The 18,441-nt window shown below is 69.5% G+C and carries 16 protein-coding genes and 1 pseudogene; 6 read left to right on the forward strand and 11 right to left on the reverse strand.

Annotated features, from left to right (window positions below):
• The first annotated feature begins 302 nt into the window (after nt 1-302).
• The 3 genes from ACM6LU_RS02205 to wecB all read left to right on the forward strand — a co-directional run bounded on the left by ACM6LU_RS02205 (nt 303) and on the right by wecB (nt 2,523).
• Nucleotides 303-1,079, forward strand: a complete 777-nt coding sequence (locus ACM6LU_RS02205; RefSeq protein ID WP_414935883.1) for a choice-of-anchor P family protein — start codon at nt 303-305, stop codon at nt 1,077-1,079.
• Between the two features lie 21 nt (nt 1,080-1,100).
• Complete coding sequence (locus tag ACM6LU_RS02210; protein WP_414935884.1) at nt 1,101-1,280, forward strand: LPXTG cell wall anchor domain-containing protein; 180 nt, start codon at nt 1,101-1,103, stop codon at nt 1,278-1,280.
• A 91-nt stretch (nt 1,281-1,371) separates the two neighbouring features.
• On the forward strand, nt 1,372-2,523 hold the full coding sequence (gene wecB, locus ACM6LU_RS02215) for a non-hydrolyzing UDP-N-acetylglucosamine 2-epimerase (RefSeq protein ID WP_414937061.1): 1,152 nt from the start codon (nt 1,372-1,374) through the stop codon (nt 2,521-2,523).
• Here the strand turns inward: wecB and tsaD are convergent.
• Genes tsaD through tsaB form a run of 3 tightly spaced genes read right to left on the reverse strand, consistent with a single transcriptional unit; the run spans nt 2,520 to nt 4,707 of the window.
• Complete coding sequence (gene tsaD, locus ACM6LU_RS02220) at nt 2,520-3,566, reverse strand: tRNA (adenosine(37)-N6)-threonylcarbamoyltransferase complex transferase subunit TsaD (protein ID WP_414935885.1); 1,047 nt, start codon at nt 3,564-3,566, stop codon at nt 2,520-2,522. The genes wecB and tsaD overlap by 4 nt on opposite strands.
• A complete protein-coding gene (gene rimI / locus ACM6LU_RS02225) occupies nt 3,566-4,045 on the reverse strand; it encodes a ribosomal protein S18-alanine N-acetyltransferase (protein WP_414935886.1) in 480 nt (159 codons plus the stop codon). The genes tsaD and rimI overlap by 1 nt, the downstream gene beginning before the upstream one ends.
• Nucleotides 4,042-4,707, reverse strand: a complete 666-nt coding sequence (gene tsaB, locus ACM6LU_RS02230; RefSeq protein WP_414935887.1) for a tRNA (adenosine(37)-N6)-threonylcarbamoyltransferase complex dimerization subunit type 1 TsaB — start codon at nt 4,705-4,707, stop codon at nt 4,042-4,044. Before tsaB ends, rimI begins: the two co-directional genes overlap by 4 nt.
• A gap of 300 nt (nt 4,708-5,007) precedes the next feature.
• On the opposite strand from tsaB, the gene ACM6LU_RS02235 reads away from it, so the two are divergent.
• From ACM6LU_RS02235 to ACM6LU_RS02245, 3 genes and pseudogenes are all read left to right on the forward strand, one after another.
• Nucleotides 5,008-6,429, forward strand: coding sequence for an acyl-CoA synthetase (locus tag ACM6LU_RS02235; protein WP_414935888.1), 1,422 nt, complete (start codon nt 5,008-5,010; stop codon nt 6,427-6,429).
• Nucleotides 6,426-7,670 (forward strand): annotated as a pseudogene (locus ACM6LU_RS02240) (carboxyl transferase domain-containing protein). Before ACM6LU_RS02235 ends, ACM6LU_RS02240 begins: the two are co-directional and overlap by 4 nt.
• A 625-nt stretch (nt 7,671-8,295) precedes the next feature.
• Nucleotides 8,296-8,592 carry a hypothetical protein gene (locus tag ACM6LU_RS02245; RefSeq protein ID WP_414935889.1) on the forward strand — a complete coding sequence of 99 codons (297 nt, stop codon included), beginning with the start codon at nt 8,296-8,298 and terminating at the stop codon, nt 8,590-8,592.
• Between the two features lie 177 nt (nt 8,593-8,769).
• On the opposite strand, the gene tsaE is transcribed toward ACM6LU_RS02245, so the two are convergent.
• From tsaE to glmS, 8 genes are all read right to left on the reverse strand, one after another.
• Nucleotides 8,770-9,234 carry a tRNA (adenosine(37)-N6)-threonylcarbamoyltransferase complex ATPase subunit type 1 TsaE gene (gene tsaE / locus ACM6LU_RS02250; protein ID WP_414935890.1) on the reverse strand — a complete coding sequence of 155 codons (465 nt, stop codon included), beginning with the start codon at nt 9,232-9,234 and terminating at the stop codon, nt 8,770-8,772.
• Entirely contained in the window at nt 9,234-10,331 is a 1,098-nt protein-coding gene (locus tag ACM6LU_RS02255; RefSeq protein WP_414935891.1) for an alpha/beta fold hydrolase, read from the reverse strand. Before ACM6LU_RS02255 ends, tsaE begins: the two co-directional genes overlap by 1 nt.
• Nucleotides 10,328-11,467, reverse strand: coding sequence for an alanine racemase (gene alr / locus ACM6LU_RS02260; RefSeq protein ID WP_414935892.1), 1,140 nt, complete (start codon nt 11,465-11,467; stop codon nt 10,328-10,330). The genes ACM6LU_RS02255 and alr overlap by 4 nt, the downstream gene beginning before the upstream one ends.
• A 29-nt stretch (nt 11,468-11,496) precedes the next feature.
• Nucleotides 11,497-12,588 (reverse strand): ABC transporter ATP-binding protein, encoded by a 1,092-nt coding sequence (locus ACM6LU_RS02265; protein ID WP_414935893.1) that lies wholly within the window; start codon nt 12,586-12,588, stop codon nt 11,497-11,499.
• Between the two features lie 4 nt (nt 12,589-12,592).
• Nucleotides 12,593-14,020 (reverse strand): xylulokinase, encoded by a 1,428-nt coding sequence (gene xylB / locus ACM6LU_RS02270; RefSeq protein ID WP_414935894.1) that lies wholly within the window; start codon nt 14,018-14,020, stop codon nt 12,593-12,595.
• Nucleotides 14,010-14,825, reverse strand: coding sequence for a DeoR/GlpR family DNA-binding transcription regulator (locus tag ACM6LU_RS02275; protein ID WP_414935895.1), 816 nt, complete (start codon nt 14,823-14,825; stop codon nt 14,010-14,012). The genes xylB and ACM6LU_RS02275 overlap by 11 nt, the downstream gene beginning before the upstream one ends.
• A 234-nt stretch (nt 14,826-15,059) precedes the next feature.
• Complete coding sequence (locus ACM6LU_RS02280; protein WP_414935896.1) at nt 15,060-16,505, reverse strand: NAD(P)H-hydrate dehydratase; 1,446 nt, start codon at nt 16,503-16,505, stop codon at nt 15,060-15,062.
• Nucleotides 16,506-16,519: 14 nt separating this feature from the next.
• Entirely contained in the window at nt 16,520-18,382 is a 1,863-nt protein-coding gene (gene glmS, locus ACM6LU_RS02285) for a glutamine--fructose-6-phosphate transaminase (isomerizing) (RefSeq protein WP_414935897.1), read from the reverse strand.
• Nucleotides 18,383-18,441: the final 59 nt, after the last annotated feature.

An 18,441-nucleotide genomic window follows, 5' to 3' on the forward strand; every position in this document is an offset into this window, starting at 1 on the left:
GAGTAAGTCAGCGGGAGCCGGTCCTTTCGTCCGGGGTTCTCATTTCGCATGTGATCATGAGCCTTTCGGCACGATCGTGGCGAAACTGGCTGATCCGAACGAGTGACGCTATCAATGACTTGTGGTAAATGTCCTCCAAGGTCACCCGATCAGGTGATTCTGGCCCCGTTCTGTGCAATTTCGGAAACACTCGCCGATAGACGATCCGCTAGCCGAGTCAGGCCAGCTGAGGATTCGTCCGCAACGGTCGTGCCCATGCGCCGACCGCAGATGCCCCCCCACGAATAAATTCGGAGGACCAGTTGAAGAACACGCACCTCTTGCGACGAGGCGGAGTGCTCGCCGCTGTGGTGGCGAGCGTGGCTCTCGCCGGTGCGGTGCCCGCCTCGGCGGCCCCCGGTGACGGCTCCGCTTATGGCGTCAAGGTCGATGTGAAGCTCCTCGGCCTCGACGCGGTGAAGGCCGGGCCGCTCGCCGAAGCGAAGACCTCCGGGCCGACCACCAACAGTCTCGCGAAGGCCAACGTCACCGGTGTGCTCACCGCGGGCGCGATCAACACCGAAGCCAAGCGCGACGACAACTCCGGTGCCGTGACGGCCAAGGCCAGCACCGCCGATGTCGGGTTGCCGCTGCTCAAGGGCGCGCTCGGCGACGTCGGCGTCAAGGTCGTCGAAGCCACCTGCACCGCGACCCAGAAGGGCGTGCAGGGCGCGACCACCCTGGTCGGCGCAAACCTCGGCAGCGCGGGCGCGGTCGACTCCACGCCGGCACCGAACACCCAGGTCAAGGTCGGTCTCGGCACCGTCAACGTCGCGACGATCATCCTGAACGAACAGATCAAGAACAACGACGGCAGCCTGACCGTCAACGCGATCCACGTGAAGCTGCTGGGCGGCGCCCTCAACCCGCTCGGCTCCGGCGACGTGATCGTCTCGTCGGCCACCTGCGGGCCGGCCGGGCTGCCCGTGCCGCTCGCTTCGGGCGCGGGGCTGTGGATCGGTCTCGGACTGCTCGGTGCCGTCGCCGTTCCGGTCGGTATCCGCGTCGTCCGCAACCGGCGTCCGGCGACCACCGCCTGACCAGGGTGAAGTGAGGCCGAAATGTACAAGTTGCCTGGCGCCGGAGTCGGCGTCGCCGGTGGCGGGGTGGGTGCCCTCGCCGCCACCGGGGCCGATGTCGGCTGGTGGCTGGCCATCGGGGTGATCCTGCTGGTTCTCGGAACCATCGCGGTCATCGCCGGCTACCGCCGCACCAAACGGCTCGGCAAGGTCGGGAGCTGACTCCCTGGAACAGCACGGCCGCCGGCGTGGGCCCCTCGCACGCCGGCGGCTTTCCGGAACACTCGAATCCGTGGATGAGGAGCGCGAACGCGTGGACGTGATGTTGCTGGCCGGAACCCGCCCGGAGGCGGTCAAGCTCGCGCCGCTGGCATTGGCGCTGGCGGAGCACCCGCACCTACGGCCCTTCGTCGTCCACAGTGGACAGCATCAGGGCATGGTCGAACAGGCGCTGATCCCGTTCGGCCTGCCTGTCGATGCCTGGCTCGACATCCCACCGCGAACCACCGGGACCCAGGCGGAACTCGTTTCCGGGGTGCTTCCCGCGCTCGACGAGCTGCTGCGGCGGGTCGCGCCCGCGGCGGTCGTCGTCCAGGGTGACACGACGACGGGACTGGCGGGCGCGCTCGCCGCGTTCTGGCTGGGCATCCCGGTCGTGCATCTGGAAGCGGGGCTGCGCACGCACGACCTCGCCGCGCCGTTCCCCGAAGAGGGGACGCGGCAGATGATCTCGCGCATCGCGGCCCTGCACCTCGCGCCGACACCGGGCGCCGCGGCCGCGCTGCGCGCGGAAGGTGTTCCGCGCCAACGGATCGCCGTCACCGGCAACACCGTCGTCGACGCCGTGCTCGCGATCGCCGAACGTGATCTCCCGGCGAGGGACACCGCGTTCGCTTTGCTGGAGATGGAGATCGCCGAGGCGGGCGAACGCCTCGTCCTCGTGACGTCACACCGGCGCGAGTCCTGGGGCGAGCCGCTGAGCCGCACGCTCGCGGCCATCGAACTGATCGTCGCGGAACACAGCGACGTCCAGGTCCTGTTCCCGGTGCACCCCAACCCGGACGTGCGGGAGCAGGTCGTGGCCGCGCTCGGCGGGACCCCGCGGGTGACGATCACCGAACCGCTCGAATACCCCGATCTCGTGCGCGCACTGCGGCTCGCCGAGCTCGTCCTGACCGATTCCGGTGGTATCCAGGAAGAAGCGCCGACCTTCGGCACACCCGTCCTCGTACTCCGTGACGTCACCGAAAGGCGCGAAGCCATCGAGGCGGGCTGCGCCTGGCTCGTCGGTACGGACACCGGCCTCATCGCCGACACCGCGGCCAAGATCCTGCGCGGCGATCTCCACCCGACGCACGCCGGAAACCCTTACGGTGACGGCAATGCCGCCGCGTTGTCGGTGGCGGCGCTGGAGGAGCTGCTCGACCTCGCCCCGGCTCCGCGCACCGCCGCCGAATCGCGCTAGATCGAGACGATCTGGACCGGCAGTGCCGGATTGGCGGAGAAGTCGAGCGAGGCCCGCGGACGTCCGGCCGCGACCACGTGGGCGCCGAGCGCGGCGATCATCGCGCCGTTGTCCGTGCACAGCCGCGGCCGCGGGACGCGCAGGGTGATCCCGGCCTCGGCGCAGCGCTCGGCGGCGAGTTCGGACAGCCGTGAATTCGCCGCCACGCCACCGGAAATCACCAGCGTGTCCACTCCGTGTTCCTTGGCGGCACGGATCGCCTTCTTGGTGAGAACGTCGGCGACGGCCTCCTGGAACGACGCGGCGACGTCGTCGACAGGGATCTCCTCGCCACGGCGCTCGGCGCCTTCGATCCAACGGGCGACGGCGGTTTTCAAGCCGGAGAAGGAGAAGTCGAACTTGGCGTCTCGGGGTCCGGTCATGCCGCGGGGGAACGCGATCGCCGCACCGTCACCGTTCTTGGCCGCCTTGTCGACGGGCGGGCCGCCAGGGTAGGGCAGGCCGAGGACGCGGGCGACCTTGTCGTAGGCCTCGCCCGCCGCGTCGTCCACAGTGGACCCAAGCTCGGTGATGTCGGACGCGATGTCGTCCACCAGCAGCAATTGCGTGTGACCACCGGAGACGAGCAGGGCGAGACAGCGTTCGGGCAGCGGCCCGTGCTGGAGCGTGTCGACGGCGATGTGCCCGGCCAGGTGGTTGACGCCGTAGAGCGGGATATCGAGCGCGGCGGCGTACGCCTTGGCCGCGGCGACGCCGACCAGGAGCGCACCGGCGAGACCAGGTCCGGCGGTCACCGCGGTGGCGTCCACATCGGACAGTTTCAGCCCGGCCTTGTCGAAGGCGCGCTCGACGGTCGGGACCATCGCCTCCAGGTGCGCGCGGCTGGCGACCTCGGGGACGACGCCGCCGAAGCGGGCGTGCTGGTCGACGCTGGAGGCGACCTCGTCGGCGAGGAGTTCGACCGTGTTGTCGTCGTGCAGGCGGACGAGGCCGACGCCGGTCTCGTCGCACGAACTCTCGATGCCCATGATGATGCGTGGCATCAGCCCGCCACCTCGTCTCGGACCTGGGCCCGCGGACGGGCCATCGTGTAGGCGTCGGCGCCGGAGGGCTGGTAGTAGCGCTTCCGGAGGCCGACGCGTTCGAAACCGTGCCGCTCGTAGAGCGTGATCGCCGCGTCGTTGTCGGTGCGGACTTCGAGGAACACCGGCGCGACGAGCTCGTCGGCGCGAACGAGGAGCGCTTTCAGCAGCGTGGTGCCGATGCCGTGGCGCTGCCATCCTGGGTCGACGCCGATCGTGTGGATGCTCGCCTCGTAGTCGCCGCGACGACCGACGACGGCGAGTCCGGCGTAGCCGATGACCTCGTCGCTTTCGTCCGGGCGCGCGACGAGATAGTGGCCGCCGGCGTCGAGTTCCGCGTGGAAGGCGTAGGCACTCCACGGCGAATCGCCGGGAAAGAGGATCTTCTCTATCTCGACACAGCGGGGAATATCCTTGCGGCGTAAGGGTTCCAGCCTCACGGCGTGGTCACCTTCTTGCGCGCGGCCGGTTCGACGGCGTCGGGGCGGCGGAGGTAGAGCGGGGTGAGCGGTGCGGGCTCGCTTCCGCTTTGGAGTGCTTCGCGGGCGGCCTTGACCAGTCCGAGGGGTGACGGGAAGCGCGGCTCGATCGGCTGGACGCCGAGGGCGTCCGCGTAAAGGAGGGCGCCGTCGCCCGCCGCGACCTTGATGGTGGTCTCGAGGTCGGCAGGACGCTGGACGTGCGGGCCGTCGGTGCGGGTGCTGTCGGCGGCGTACGCGGCCCAGTAGACCTCGCGGCGCCTCGCGTCGGTGAGGACGAGGAAGGGCGCTTCACCGGGGGCGACGTCAGCGGCGATCGCGTCGAGACTGCAAACCGGGTGGGCGGGGATGCCGAGGGCGTGGGCGAGCGACGCGGCGGTAGCCATTCCGGCGCGAAGGCCGGTGAAGGGGCCGGGGCCGACGCCGCAGACGATGGCGTCGAGATCGCGGAGCGTGACGCCCGCGGCCTTGACCGCTTCGAGGGTGTGGGGCGTGATCAGCTCGCCGTGCGCGCGCGGATCGACCGTGACGCGGTCGCCGCGTGACTCGAGCGTGTCGCCGTCGAGGGCGACGAGGCCCGCGGTGACCGCCGGGGTCGAGGTGTCGATGGCCAATACCAGCACGGTTACCCAGCCTACGACCAGGCCCGCGCGTCGCGTTTAGCGGCCTAAGTGCGATCCGGTGCCGTGACCGCTCCCCCGCCGCCGGATCGCACTTAGGCCGCTAAAGTCGCTCCGCCTGGCCGCCCGCTCCCGCAGGTGACTCCGGCCGCCAGATCGCGATTAGGGGGCTAAACGCACGTCGGCGGCCGGAGCGGGGAGGGGTGTGAAGCAGGTCGCAGGGGTGGAGGCGGGTAGCGCGGTACGGTCCGTCCAGCGAGGGTCACATGCCCCGGCAGGCGGAGTCGAGCAGGAGGTCACACGGTGCCCGATCGGTTGTTCCCCACCCTGGCGAGCGGCTCCGACAAGGAGGCCCTCCGCTTCGGCGGCACTTCCCTGACCTACGCGGACCTCGCGGCCGTCGCCGGCACGCTCGCCCGCGACCTGCCGAGCGGCCGTGTCGCCGTTTGGGCGACACCGACGGTGTACACCAGCGTCGCCGTGATCGCCGCGCTGCTCGCCGGCGTCCCCGCCATCCCGCTCAACCCGAAGATCGGTGAGCGCGAACTCGCGCACATCCTCGGCGACAGCGAGCCCGTCCTCGTTCTCGCCGAACCGGGCGCCGACCTGCCCTCCGACCTCGCCGGCCTGCCCCGTCGCGACATCACTCTCGAAGGCGCACCCGTCGATCTCCCCGCGGAACCGGACGCCGAGGCCCCGGCGCTGATCGTCTATACCTCCGGCACCACCGGCCCGCCCAAGGGCGTCGTCCTCCCACGCCGCGCGATCTCGACCACTCTCGACGCGCTCGAGAGCGCCTGGGACTGGACGGCCGACGACGTCCTGGTGCACGGTCTTCCGCTGTTTCACGTCCACGGCCTGATCCTCGGCGTCCTCGGACCGCTTCGGCGTGGCGGCTCGGTCCGGCATCTCGGCCGGTTCTCCACGGAGGGCGTGGCACGCGAACTCGCGACCGGGGCGACGATGATGTTCGGCGTCCCGACCATGTATCACCGCATCGCGGGCGAAGTCGGCGACGACCCTTCGCTTGCCGAGGCTCTGAGCGGTGCCCGGTTGCTCGTTTCCGGATCGGCCGCGCTGCCCGTCCACGACCACCAGCGCATCACCGCGGCGACGGGCCAGCGCGTGATCGAGCGCTACGGGATGACCGAGACCCTCATGAACACCAGCGTTCGCGCCGACGGCGAGCGTGTCCCCGGCACCGTCGGCGTCCCGCTGGAAGGCGTCGATCTGCGGCTCGTGGACGAGGCGGGACAGCCCGTCGAGGAGATCGAGACCGTCGGCGAGATCCAGGTCCGCGGGCCGAACCTGTTCACCGAATACCTCAACCGCCCCGACGCCACTGAAGCCGCGTTCGACGACGGCTGGTTCAGGACCGGCGACATGGCGACCCGCGACGCGACCGGATACGTGAAGATCGTCGGCCGGAAGGCGACGGATCTGATCAAGAGCGGCGGTTACAAGATCGGCGCGGGCGAGATCGAGAACGCGCTCATGGAGCACCCCGGTGTCGCGGAGGTCGCGGTGACCGGCGAGCCCGACGACGACCTCGGCGAGCGCATCGTGGCCTGGGTGGTGCCCGACGGACAACGCCCGACGGAGTCGGAACTCGCCGACCACGTCTCGCGCCTGCTGTCGCCGTACAAACGGCCTCGGGTGGTCCGTTATCTGGAGGCGTTGCCGCGCAACGACATGGGCAAGGTCATGAAGCGGGCGCTCGGATGAGCAGGCCTTCCGCGCGGTCCGTCATCAAGGAGATCGCGACCGGTTTCGTGGACTTGGACGTTCCGCGTTCCGACGAGCCGGACGACGGGCCGATCGATTGGCCCGGCTACCGCTTGGCACGTGAGGCCGCCGCGGAGCGATCAGGTGAAGACGAGTCCGTCCTTTGCGGAACCGCCAAGATCGGCGACGTCGAGGCGGTCGTGATCGCCTTCGAGTTCGGCTTCCTGGGCGGATCGATCGGTCAGCGGACCGGTGATCGCGTCGAGGCGGCGTTCGCGCGGGCAGTGGAGTCCCGGTTGCCCGTGGTGTCGTTGATCGCGACCGGCGGCAGCCGCACGCAGCAGGGGATGCGCGCGCTTTCGCAGCTGCAGCGCATCGCGCGGGCAGCGGCCGGAGCCCGGACGGTGCCACGGATCTCGGTGCTGCGCGATCCGACCACAGGCGGCGGCTGGGCGACACTCGGCGCGAGCGCCGACGTCATTCTGGCGCTCCCAGAAGCGCAGGTCGGCTTCGCCGGTTCACGGGTACGCCCTGCCGACGCGCCTGCGGAGGCGTACACGGCTGAGGCGAAGCTCGCATGGGGTCAGGTCGACAGGGTCGTGCCGCCCGCCGACCTTCCCGACGTGCTGGAACGGTGGCTGCGTTTGCTGTCTTCGCCGACGACGGAAGCCGCCGTGCGGAGTACCTCGACGCGTACTTCGATTGGCGTGAAGATGTCTCGGGCGACAGGTGCGGCGGAGTCGACTCCGGTGTCTTATGCGGCTTCGGCCGGCGAGGTGGCCGGACGATCGCGTACGCGGCGCAGTGCGGGACGGCGACGCTGCCCGCGGGGTTCCGGACGGCGGCACGGCTGGTAAGGCTCGCGTCGCGGCTCGGGATCCCGGTGCTCACGCTCGTCGACACCCCCCGGTGCGGCGAACGACGCGGCGGCCGAACGGGCCGGGGCCGGTGCGGCGATCGCGGAGTTGTTCGAGGCGATCGCGAGTGCTGCCGTGCCGATCACGACGCTGGTGATCGGGGAGGGCGGATCCGGTGGCGCGCTCGCGTTCGCGGCACCGGGATCGACCTGGGTGACGCCCGGCGCGTACTTCTCGGTCACCTCGCCCGAGGCGGCCGCGGCGATCCTCAAGCTGCCGGCCAACGAAGTCCCCGCCCTCGCGGACCGCCTGCGGCTACGCCCCCAAGACCTGGTCGATCTGGGAATCGCACGCTCCGTGGTCGCCCCCGCGGATCGCGTTTAGCCCGCTAAACGCAATCCGGGAGTTGCCGGCGCGGAAACAGAAGCGACAAACGGTCGAAGATCGGCGCTGAGCGGGCATTATGCGCCGAGAATGGCCATCTGAATAGGGCGAAGGTCGTCGTCGAACGTCCGGTACCGAACATTTCTTTCCAAATCGACGACGGTGATCCACTCGAAAGTGTGACCGCGAAGAACTCTGGGTGTACTTAACTCTCGCTATCTGCGCAAAAAGATTGCGAGCCGCGTCCGCAACCACTCTTTCGTGTTACCACTGCACAATCCGATGACCCGGGGTGAATTACGCCGACCGCTCGGCGCAGGATCCAGCAACCTTTCACTTACCGCTCCGTAGGTCCGGAAAGTTCGTCCACAATGGCTTGTGTTGCGGCTCGGAAACATCCGTGTGTCGCGCATAAAGGAAGCGGCTCCCCATGCCGGGGGAGCCGCTTTGAGGTTCAACAGCTCCATCAACCCGAAGAAGACCTATGGAGGCGTCAAACATGCCCAGCGTAGCGCCGTGTTCCGGCGGTATGCCAGAGGAGCCACCCCAGCCGCAGGCGATGACCCCGGATACGAACCAGGATCACCACGGCGGGTGTCACCCGGCAGAAGTCAGTCTCGACGAATTGCTCGATTTGACGGGCGAACCGGTCGGCATGGTCACCGACCCCGCGTGCCGTCGCGTACATCTGCGTCCCGCGACGCAGTGGCCCGAATTCTGGCGAAGCACGTTCTTCGGCAGCCGGGAGAACACCAGGCGTGTCCTGCTTTATTGGTTCGCCTTGATCGCCGCACTTCTCGCACTGACCGTCGTCGCGACACCGGCCGCGCAAACCGGCGTGATCGGCCTGTGCGGAGTGTGGTGGCTTCACCATCGGCGCGGACGAGGCGGGCCGCAGGCCGAACCGGCCCCGGCCGTCTAGGAAAGGGTGCGCATGCCGCTGTTCGAACCAGCGGCATGCGCACCCCCAAGCCCGGACCACCGCGGTCTTGGGGCACGAAGGGGACGCTTCGCCAGGTCAACTCTGATGCGGCATCCGGGTGAGACTCGCGTTTAGCGGGCTAAAGGCGCTCCGGCCCGCTCGCCGCACAGATCGCGATTAGCCCGCGAAACGCAAGTCGGGCGTCCGGGACTCCCAGGTGCCGTGCGGCTCCAAGGTGACCATGCGGACATCGTCCTCGCGACGCTCCAGGCGCACGACGAGGTAGTCCTCCGAAAGGCGTTCCGCCGCTCCTTCGCCCCACTCGACGACCAGGGCGGACCGCTCGAGTTCGGTGTCGAGATCCAAATCGTCCAGCTGCGAGAGATCCCCACCGAGCCGGTACGCGTCGACATGCACCAGAGCTACCCCGGCCTCACCCGCCGGATGCACCCGGGCGATCACGAACGTCGGCGAGCTGACCCGCCCACCGACGCCGAGACCGTCCGCGATCCCGCGGGTCAGCGTCGTCTTGCCCGCCCCGAGCGGCCCGGCGAGCAACACCAGGTCGCCCGCGAGGAGGGAACGCCCGAGCGCGCGCCCGAAGTCCATGGTCGACTCGGGAGTCGGGAAAGCGAAGTTCATCAGCGCTGCCACCACCAGGTTCGCCGGTCAGGATTTTCACCATCGGTGCCCGTGCACCGCTGCATCAAGTCGATCAGGTGGCTGTTCACCAGTTCAGGTTGTTCCAGCTGCACCATGTGCCCCGCGCCGCGCACGCGCACCAGCTCCGCGTCCGGCAGCTCCGCCGCGATCCGCTCGGCGTGCGCGATCGGCGTGAACCGGTCGGAATCGCCGCCGATGACCAGCACGTGCGCGTGTTTCAACCCGGCGAGCGCGGCGTACCGGTTGTGGCTGCCGAGCGTGTCGACGAAATTCACGAGCCCGCGCACCGGCGTCACTTCGAGCATTTCCAGCATGAAGTCGACGAGTCGCGGAGACACGTCCCGGCTGCCGAAAGCCAGCCTGCGCACGGCTTGCCGGGTCAGCTGCCCTCCCGCCGCGCGCACGAACTCGACGAGTCCCGGCTGCCAGCCCGCCAGCCCGCCGACGCCTCGTGTGAGCGGGTTGTACTTCGAAAGCAGTGATCGTGGCAGTCCCCGAGCACCGACTTCGCCCGCCGCGGTCGCGATGAACGCGACACCGCCGACGCGGTCTTCGAACAGCTCGGGATGCTCCGAAGCGAGTTCCATGATCACCATGCCGCCCATCGAGTGCCCGATCAGCACGATGGGTCCCTCCGGCACCACCGAGCGCAGGACCATGTCGAGGTCGCGCGCCAGCTGTTCGATGGTGCTGGTTTCGGCGTTCGCGGCGCCGGATTGCCCGTGCCCGCGGTGGTCGTAGTACACCTGACGCACTCGCGGCAGCTTCAGCGACGCGAGGTCTCGCCGCTGGAAATACCAGCAGCGCTTCGACAACGCGAAACCGTGCACGCCGACGACGGTCAGCTCCGGTTCGCCGCCATCGGCCGGATCGATCTCCTCGACCGTGAGCGGCGTGCCGTCCTCCGCCGCCACCGTCGAAGTCCGGTCCGGTTCAAGATCCCCCAACGGCTCGTCCACGAACGGATCCTCACTCTGCCGCCGCTGCTGGGCGGCGACGGCGATCGCGGCGGCGGTGCCGGTGGCGACCGCCCCGACGCCGCCGACGATGGCCAGCAGTCGTCGTGAAGGTGTCACGAGCCTGCCTCCAGATACGTCCGGTGGATTCGCGGGCGGTACATCGAAGTCACGATCTCGTAGTCGATCGTCCCCAGCTTGTCAGCCCATTCCCGGGCCGTCGGCTCGCCAAACGTGCCCGGGCCGAAGAGGACCACTTCGCTGCCGACGGCCGGTTCGTCTTCTCCGCAGTCGACGATCAGCTGGTCCATGCAGACGCGTCCGGCCACCGGACGGCGACGTCCGCCGAGCCAGACGTCCATCCGCCCGGACAGCGACCGCGGCACGCCGTCCGCGTATCCGACCGGGACCAGGGCGAGGGTGGTGTCGCGCTCGGTCGTCCAGGTGTGGCCGTACGACACGGACTCGCCGGCGGCGATCCGTTTCGTGAGCACAACCGACGACTTGAAGGTCATCGCCGGGCGCAGATCCTCGGTGACGGGCACCGGGTTCAGCCCGTAGATCGCGATCCCGGGACGCACGAGGTCGAAGTGCAGATCCGGCCTGGTCAGCACCGTGGCGGAGTTCGCGAGGTGGCGCAGTGGGTCCAGGCCCGCCGCGCGGGCGATGTCGTAGGCCTCGTCGAACCGCTTCGCCTGCGCGTCGATGGACGGGTGACCCGGCTCGTCGGCGCAGGCGAGATGCGACCAGATCGCGACGACCTCGATGAGCGGCTTGGCGGCCGCCGCGGCCTTCACCAACGCCGGCCATTCCGCAGGTGGGCACCCATTTCGGGACAGCCCGGTGTCGATCTTGAGGTGCACCCGACAGAGCGCACTTAGGCCGCTAAAGTCGCGCGCCCGGCGCGCGCCGTCGGCCACTCGCGCGAGCTCGTCGAGGGAGCTGACGGCAACGTCGATGCCTTCGGCGACCGCAGGCGCGAAGTCGGCTTCGGGGGTATCGAGCCAGCTGAAGAGACGGCATCCGATCCCGGCGCGGCGCAGCGCGAGCGCTTCGTCGAGAGAGCAGGTGCCCAGCCAGGTGGCCCCGCCCTCGACAGCGGCCCGGCCGATCTCGAACGCGCCGTGCCCATAGCCGTCGGCCTTGACCACGGCCATGGTCTGGGCCCCTTGGGCGCGGGAAGCGAGCAGGGCGACGTTGTGCCGGATGGCGGACAGGTCGATGACGACCTCGGCACGCGGGAAACTGGCGGTCATAACGACCACCAGTTTCCCACGGACCCGGCTCAGGACAGGCGTGCCCCGGTGGTGGCGGAGAACACGTGCAACTCGTCGGAGCGGACCCGCAGGTGCAGGGTGTCGCCCATGACCGGCGGCTTGCGCGGGTCGACCCGGGTGACGACGTTCGACTTCGTGCCTTCGGCGTCGGTCTCGGCGAGCTTGCCGTAGACGTACGCGTCCGAGCCGAGCTCCTCGACGAGATCCACCTTGATCGGCAGCGTGCCGTCTTCGCTGGTGGTCACTTCGAGCGATTCCGGCCGGAAGCCGAGGGTGACGGTGTCACCGTCGGCCTTGGCGAGGATTTCGCGGGTCAGCGGCACTCGCGCACCGCCGAGTTCGGCACCGTCTTCGGTGAGCTTCGCGGTGACGAGGTTCATCGCGGGCGAGCCGATGAACCCGGCGACGAAAGCGTTTGCGGGCCTGTCGTACAGCGCGCGCGGGGTGTCGCACTGCTGCAGGAGACCGTCCGAGAGGACCGCGACCCGGTCGCCCATCGTCATGGCCTCGACCTGGTCGTGCGTGACGTACACGGTGGTGACGCCGAGACGGCGCTGCAGGGCGGCGATCTGCGTACGCGTGGACACCCGCAGCTTCGCGTCGAGGTTCGACAGCGGCTCGTCCATCAGGAAGACCTGCGGCTCACGCACGATGGCGCGCCCCATCGCGACACGCTGCCGCTGACCACCGGAGAGCGCCTTCGGCTTGCGGTCGAGGTACTGCTCGATGTCGAGCAGCTTGGCCGCGTCGAGCACCTTCTGTTTGATCTCCGAGGCCGGACGGCCCGCGATCTTCAGCGCGAAGCCCATGTTCTGGCCGACGGTCATATGCGGGTACAGCGCGTAATTCTGGAACACCATCGCGATGTCGCGGGCGCGCGGTGGTAGCTGCGTGACGTCGCGGTCGCCGATCCAGACGGCGCCTTCGTCGATGTCCTCGAGGCCGGCGAGCATCCGCAGGCTGGTGGACTTGCCACAGCCGGAAGGCCCGACCAGCACGAGGAATTCGCCGTCGGCGATCTCGAGTTCGAGTGCGTCCACGGCGGGCCGCTCGGAACCGGCGTAGCGCCGGGTCGCCTTGTCGTAGGTGATCGTGGCCATCGGTTCAGTCCTCTTTCGGTTTCGCGGAAACGCCGTGCCCGAGTTCGCGGGCTTCGAGATGCCGTTGCTGGATCCGGTGTCCCTCGGCGCGGTCCGCCTCGGTCGGTTCGAGCGGGGTGTTGCCGTGGTCTTCCTGCCAGCGGGGAGGTTCCGAGCTGGAAGCGAGGGCCCAGGCCGCCTGCCGCGCGGCACCGACCGCGACGTACTCGGCGACCTCGGGGATGACGACGGGCACGCCGAACACGATCGGCGCGACCGCGCGGACGGCGGCCGACCGCGCGCCACCGCCGATCAGAAGCACTCGACGGACTTCGAGTCCCTGCTCACGAAGGGCGTCGAGACCGGCGGCGAGTCCGCACAACATGCCTTCGACGGCGGCGCGGGCGAGGTTTTCGGGCGTCATGTTGGCCCTGGTCAGGCCGAAGAGCGTGCCGGTGGCGTCCGGGAGGTTCGGCGTCCGCTCACCGTCGAGGTACGGGAGGAAGGTGAGGCCATCGGAGCCCGCGCCGGCGGCGAGCGCCAGGTTGTCGAAGTCCGCGAGTTCGACGTCGAGCATCGCGGAAGTTGCGGTGAGCACGCGGGCGGCGTTGAGGGTGCAGGCCAGTGGCAGGAATCGGCCGGTGGCGTCGGCGAATCCGGCGACGATGCCGGAGGGGTCGGCGCTCGCGGTCTCCGAAACGCCGAACACCGTGCCGCTCGTGCCGAGTGAGACCACGACGTCGCCGGGGGCGAGTTCGAGGCCGAGCGCGGCGGCCATGTTGTCGCCGGTTCCGGCCGAGACCAAGATCCCGTCCGACGTGTGCCCCGCGGCTTCGGCGGGACCGATGACCTTGGGTAGTTCGGGGGTACGGCCGCCGAACGCGTGCGCGAGGAGGTCTTGGCGGTAGACGCCGGCGGCGGGCGAGAAGTATCCGGTGCCGGAGGCGTCGCCGCGGTCGGTGACCGGCTCGGCGCCCTCGCCCAGCAGCCGCCAGGTCAGCCAGTCGTGCGGGAGCAGGACGCGGGCGACGCGATCGGCAAGCTCGGGCTCGTTCTCCGCCATCCAGCGCAGTTTCGTGACGGTGAAGCTGGCGACCGGTAGTGAGCCGACGGACTTCGCCCAGTGCTCGGGGCCGAGTTCGCCGCCGAGGTCTTCGGCCGCCCTCGCGGATCGAGTGTCGTTCCACAGCAAGGCGGGCCGGACGACCTCGCCTGCTTCGTCGAGGGTGACCATGCCGTGCTGCTGACCGCCGATGCCGATCGCGCCGACACCGTCGAGCAGGCCGTCGGTGGCCTCGCGGAACGCGTCCCACCACGCCGACGGGGCAACCTCGGTGCCATCGGGGTGCGCGGCGCGGCCGGTGCGGACGATCTCGCCGGTGTCCGCGTCGCAGACGACCACCTTCGTAGACTGGGTCGACGAGTCGATTCCGGCGACCAGGTCAGAACTCATATTCCGGGCCCTCCGGTGCGCATTCGACCTGCTCGATGGCCGTTCCGGCGAGCAGCGCCGCCTCGATCTCCTCGGTCGGCGCCTCTTCGTCGGTGATCAGGAGGTCGTAGTCGCCGATATCGCCGTACGCGTAGGTGGCGGTGCGGCCGAACTTGGAGTTGTCGACGACCAGGACGTTGCGGTCGGCGGTGCGCAGCGCTGCCTTTTTGAGCTCCGCGTAGTCCTGGACCGGGTGGAACAGGCGGCCGACCGCGACCGCGGCGACCGAGACGAACGCGATGTCGGCGTGCGTGCGGTCGAGGATCGCGACCACGCCCGGACCGGCGCACGAATCGAACTCGTGGTGGTAGCGGCCGCCGGCGAGGACGACCTCGACGCTCTTCGCCGGGCCGAGGATGCGGGCGGCTTCGAGCGAGTTGGTGATGACGGTGAGGTCCTCGACCTGGCCGAGGCGGCGGACGAACGGAAAAAGCGTCGTGGAATCATCGACGAAGACCGTCTGACCGGAGTGGACGTGCGCCGCGGCGGCCTCGCCCAGTGCGTCCTTCGTGGCCTGGTTGAAAGTGTCGCGGAAGCGGGCGGCCGACTCCATGGTCGTCGCCGGGTAGGCCTCGACCTTGCCGCGCAGTTTGCGGAGGAGGCGGCGCTCGGCGAGGTCGTCGAGGTCGCGGTGCATCGTCATCAGGCTGACGCCGAACCGTGCGGTGAGGTCGTCGATGCGGACCTCGCCGGTGGCGATGACGTGGTCGAGGATCTCCTGGCGCCGGTGCTCGACGGCGGCGTCCGAGGGCCTGGTCTTAGACATGGGCGACACCGTTCACGACCCGGACCTTCGCGGTCTCGGCGGGGTAGGTGTCGGCGCTCACACCAGCTTCTTACCAGATTATTCGCCCAGAGTTAACACGTAACTCGATAACTCTCCCATTTCCCCTCACCTCCCCCCTCCGCCCGCCGACGTGCGTTTAGCCCCCTAAGTGCGATCTGGGGGCGGGCGCCCGCAGAGCACACTTAGGGGGCTAAACGCACGTCAGGGCCCTGGTCAGGAGGCGAGGGAGCGGACGGACCGGATGGCGTCGGGGACGGCGTCGAGGATGCCGGACGCCGCGGTGGGCGCGCCGTCGGCGGCCAAGGATCCGGCGAGCGAGTGGACGTGCGCGGCGGACCCCGCGGCGAGCCACGGATCGAGCCCGGCCGCGAGCAGTGCGCCGACAAGACCGGACAGGACATCCCCCGACCCGGCCGTCGCGAGCCACGATCCGCGGGGCGTGTTCACCAGCGCGCGCCCGTCCGGCGCCGCGACCACCGTGCAGTGCCCCTTCAAGAGCACGACGGCGTCGTACTTCCGCGCGGCCGACCGCGCCGCCGCGACCCGGTCCGCCCCCGGCGGCGACCCCATCAGCCGCTCGAACTCCCCCGCGTGCGGGGTCAGCACGAGCGGCGTGTCCGGATCCCGCGCGTCGAGTACGTCGGGCGAGCGCGCGATGATCGTCGTCGCGTCGGCGTCCGCACACACCGGCACGCCCCGCCCGAGCACGAACCGCAGCACATCCCGGCCCTCATTGCCGGTTCCGATCCCTGGACCGACGACCCACGCCTGCACCCGCCCGGCGTCCGTCACCGACCCCGTCGCGATGACCTCGGGCCAACGTCCGCGCACCACGTCGGCGGCGTGCCCGGCGTACCGAACCAGCCCAGACGTCGCCCGCATGGCGGCGCCGGCAGCGAGCACGGCCGCACCCGGGTACGTCGCGGATCCCGCGGCCACCCCGACCACGCCTTGGCTGTACTTGTCGTCAACCGGCCCCGGCACCGGCCACGCCGCGGCGACGTCCGCCGTGTCGAGCCGTTGAAGATCGGGCACGCCGAGTTCCGGCCGCAATCCGATGTCCATTAAGGCGACCTCGCCGCACGACACGGGAGCGAGAGCGTGTACCGGTTTGAGCGCGCCGAAAGTGACCGTGCGGTCGGCGACGACCGCCGGACCGTCGACGGCGCCGGTGTCGGGATCCACCCCGCTCGGCAGATCGACGGCCAGCACGGGTGCGGTCACGCGCTCGATCAGTGCGGCAGCATCCGCCCGCAAGGGCCCTCGCGCCGAGATTCCGACGATCCCATCGATGACGAGGTCGGCTCGATCAATCCATTGTGGACCGTCCTCAACAGACATAACCTTGCCACCGGATCGCTTCAAAGCGGCCAAACCCGGTCCGTGAGCGCGCTCAGGCTTCAACAGGATCGCCGAGACGGCCACATTGCGGCGGCGCAGGAACGCGCCTGCCCACAAGGCGTCACCGCCGTTGTTACCCGACCCGACGAGCAGCGTCACCCGCCGCCCGGACACCGAACCCGTGTGATCGGCCAGCATCTCGACGGCGTTCACCGCCAGAGCGAATGCCGCTCGCCTCATGAGCTCGCCGTCGGGAGTGACGGCGAGCAGCCGATCCTCCGCCGCGCGAATCCGTTTCGTGGTCCAGATTCCCTGCACGACGCCTCCGGTCCTTACTCGACGGTGACCGACTTCGCCAGGTTACGCGGTTTGTCGACGTCGTACCCGCGCGTACGGGCGATCTCGGCGGCCAGCACCTGCAGCGGAACCGTCGAAACCAGCGGCTGCAGCAGCGTCGGCACGGCCGGGATCTCGATCAGCTCGTCGGCGAACGGGCGGACAGTCTCGTCACCCTCTTCCGCGATCACGATCGTGCGGGCGCCGCGCGCCTGGATCTCGCTGATGTTCGACACCAGCTTCGAGTGCAACACCGCGCGGCCCTTCGGCGACGGCATCACCACGACGACCGGCAAGCCTTCTTCGATCAGCGCGATCGGGCCGTGCTTGAGCTCGCCGGCGGCGAAGCCCTCAGCATGCATGTACGCCAGTTCCTTGAGCTTCAGCGCGCCTTCGAGGGCGACCGGGAAACCGACGTGACGGCCGAGGAACAGCACGGCCTTCGAGTCGGCGATCCGGCGGCCGAGGTCGCGGACCTGGTCCACAGTGGACAGGACCTTCTGCACCGCGGCGGGCATGGCCTCGAGTTCGGCGAACTCGCGGGCGACCTCATCCGGGTACTTGGTGCCGCGGGCCTGCGCGAGCGCCAAGCCGACCAGATAGTTGGCCGCGATCTGCGCGAGGAACGCCTTGGTCGAGGCGACGCCGATCTCCGGACCGGCGTGCGTGTAAAGGACGGCGTCGGACTCGCGCGGGATCTGCGCGCCATTGGTGTTGCAGACAGCCAGGACGCGGGCCTTCTGCTCGCGCGCGTGCCGGACGGCCTCGAGGGTGTCCGCGGTCTCGCCCGACTGCGAAACGGCGACGACCAGCGTCGCGCGGTCCAGCACGGGGTCTCGGTAGCGGAACTCGCTGGCCAGCTCGACCTCGACCGGGAGACGGCACCAGTGCTCGATGGCGTACTTGGCGACCAAGCCCGAGTGGTACGCGGAACCACAGGCGACGACGAAGACCTTGTCGACGTCACGCAGGTCCTGGTCGGAGATGCGCTGCTCGTCGAGGATGATCCGGCCGCCGTCGAAGTGGCCGCGCAGCGTGTTCGCCAGTGCCTCCGGCTGCTCCTCGATCTCCTTGAGCATGAAGTACTCGTGGCCGCCCTTTTCCGCGGCCGAGAGGTCCCAGTCGACGGTGAACGGCTTGGCCTGGGCGGCGTCGCCGTGGAAGTCGGTGACCTCGTAACCCCCGCGGGTGATCACGACAAGCTGGTCCTGGCCGAGCTCGACGGCCTCGCGGGTGTGTTCGATGAACGCGGCGACGTCGGAAGCGACGAAGTGCTCGCCCTCGCCGACGCCGACGACCAGCGGGGAGGAACGACGGGCGGCGACGATGGTGTCCGGCTGGTCGGCGATGGTCACGACCAGGGTAAACGCGCCCTCGAGGCGACGGCAGACCGCGGCGACACTGGCCGGGAAGTCGCCCTTCGTGTCGCCCCCGATGTAGGCGCGGGAAATGAGGTGCGCGGCGGTCTCGGAGTCGGTGTCGCTCGCCATCTCGATGCCATCGGCCTCGAGTTCGCCGCGAAGGGCGGCGAAGTTCTCGATGATGCCGTTGTGCACGACGGCGACACGCTGGGAGGCGTCGCGGTGCGGGTGCGAGTTGCGGTCGACCGGGGCGCCGTGGGTGGCCCAGCGGGTATGACCCATCCCGGCGGTGCCGGTGAAGGCTTCCCTGCCGACGGTGTCGAGCTGGGACTCCAGGTTGGCCAGGCGACCCGCCTTGCGCTCGACTTTCAGTGCGCCGGCACCGTCTAGGACGGCGACGCCTGCCGAGTCATAGCCGCGGTATTCCATCCTGCGCAGTCCGCCGATGACGACGTCCAGGGCCGGGCGGTGTCCGACATATCCCACGATTCCACACACGGCCGCCAGCCTAACGAGAGAAATTCGGCCCCCTCGCGCGGGCGGCGCGCACTCGCGTT

Origin of the sequence: Amycolatopsis sp. cmx-11-51 (assembly GCF_047608665.1) — a bacterium.
In the GTDB taxonomy this organism is placed as follows: domain Bacteria; phylum Actinomycetota; class Actinomycetes; order Mycobacteriales; family Pseudonocardiaceae; genus Amycolatopsis.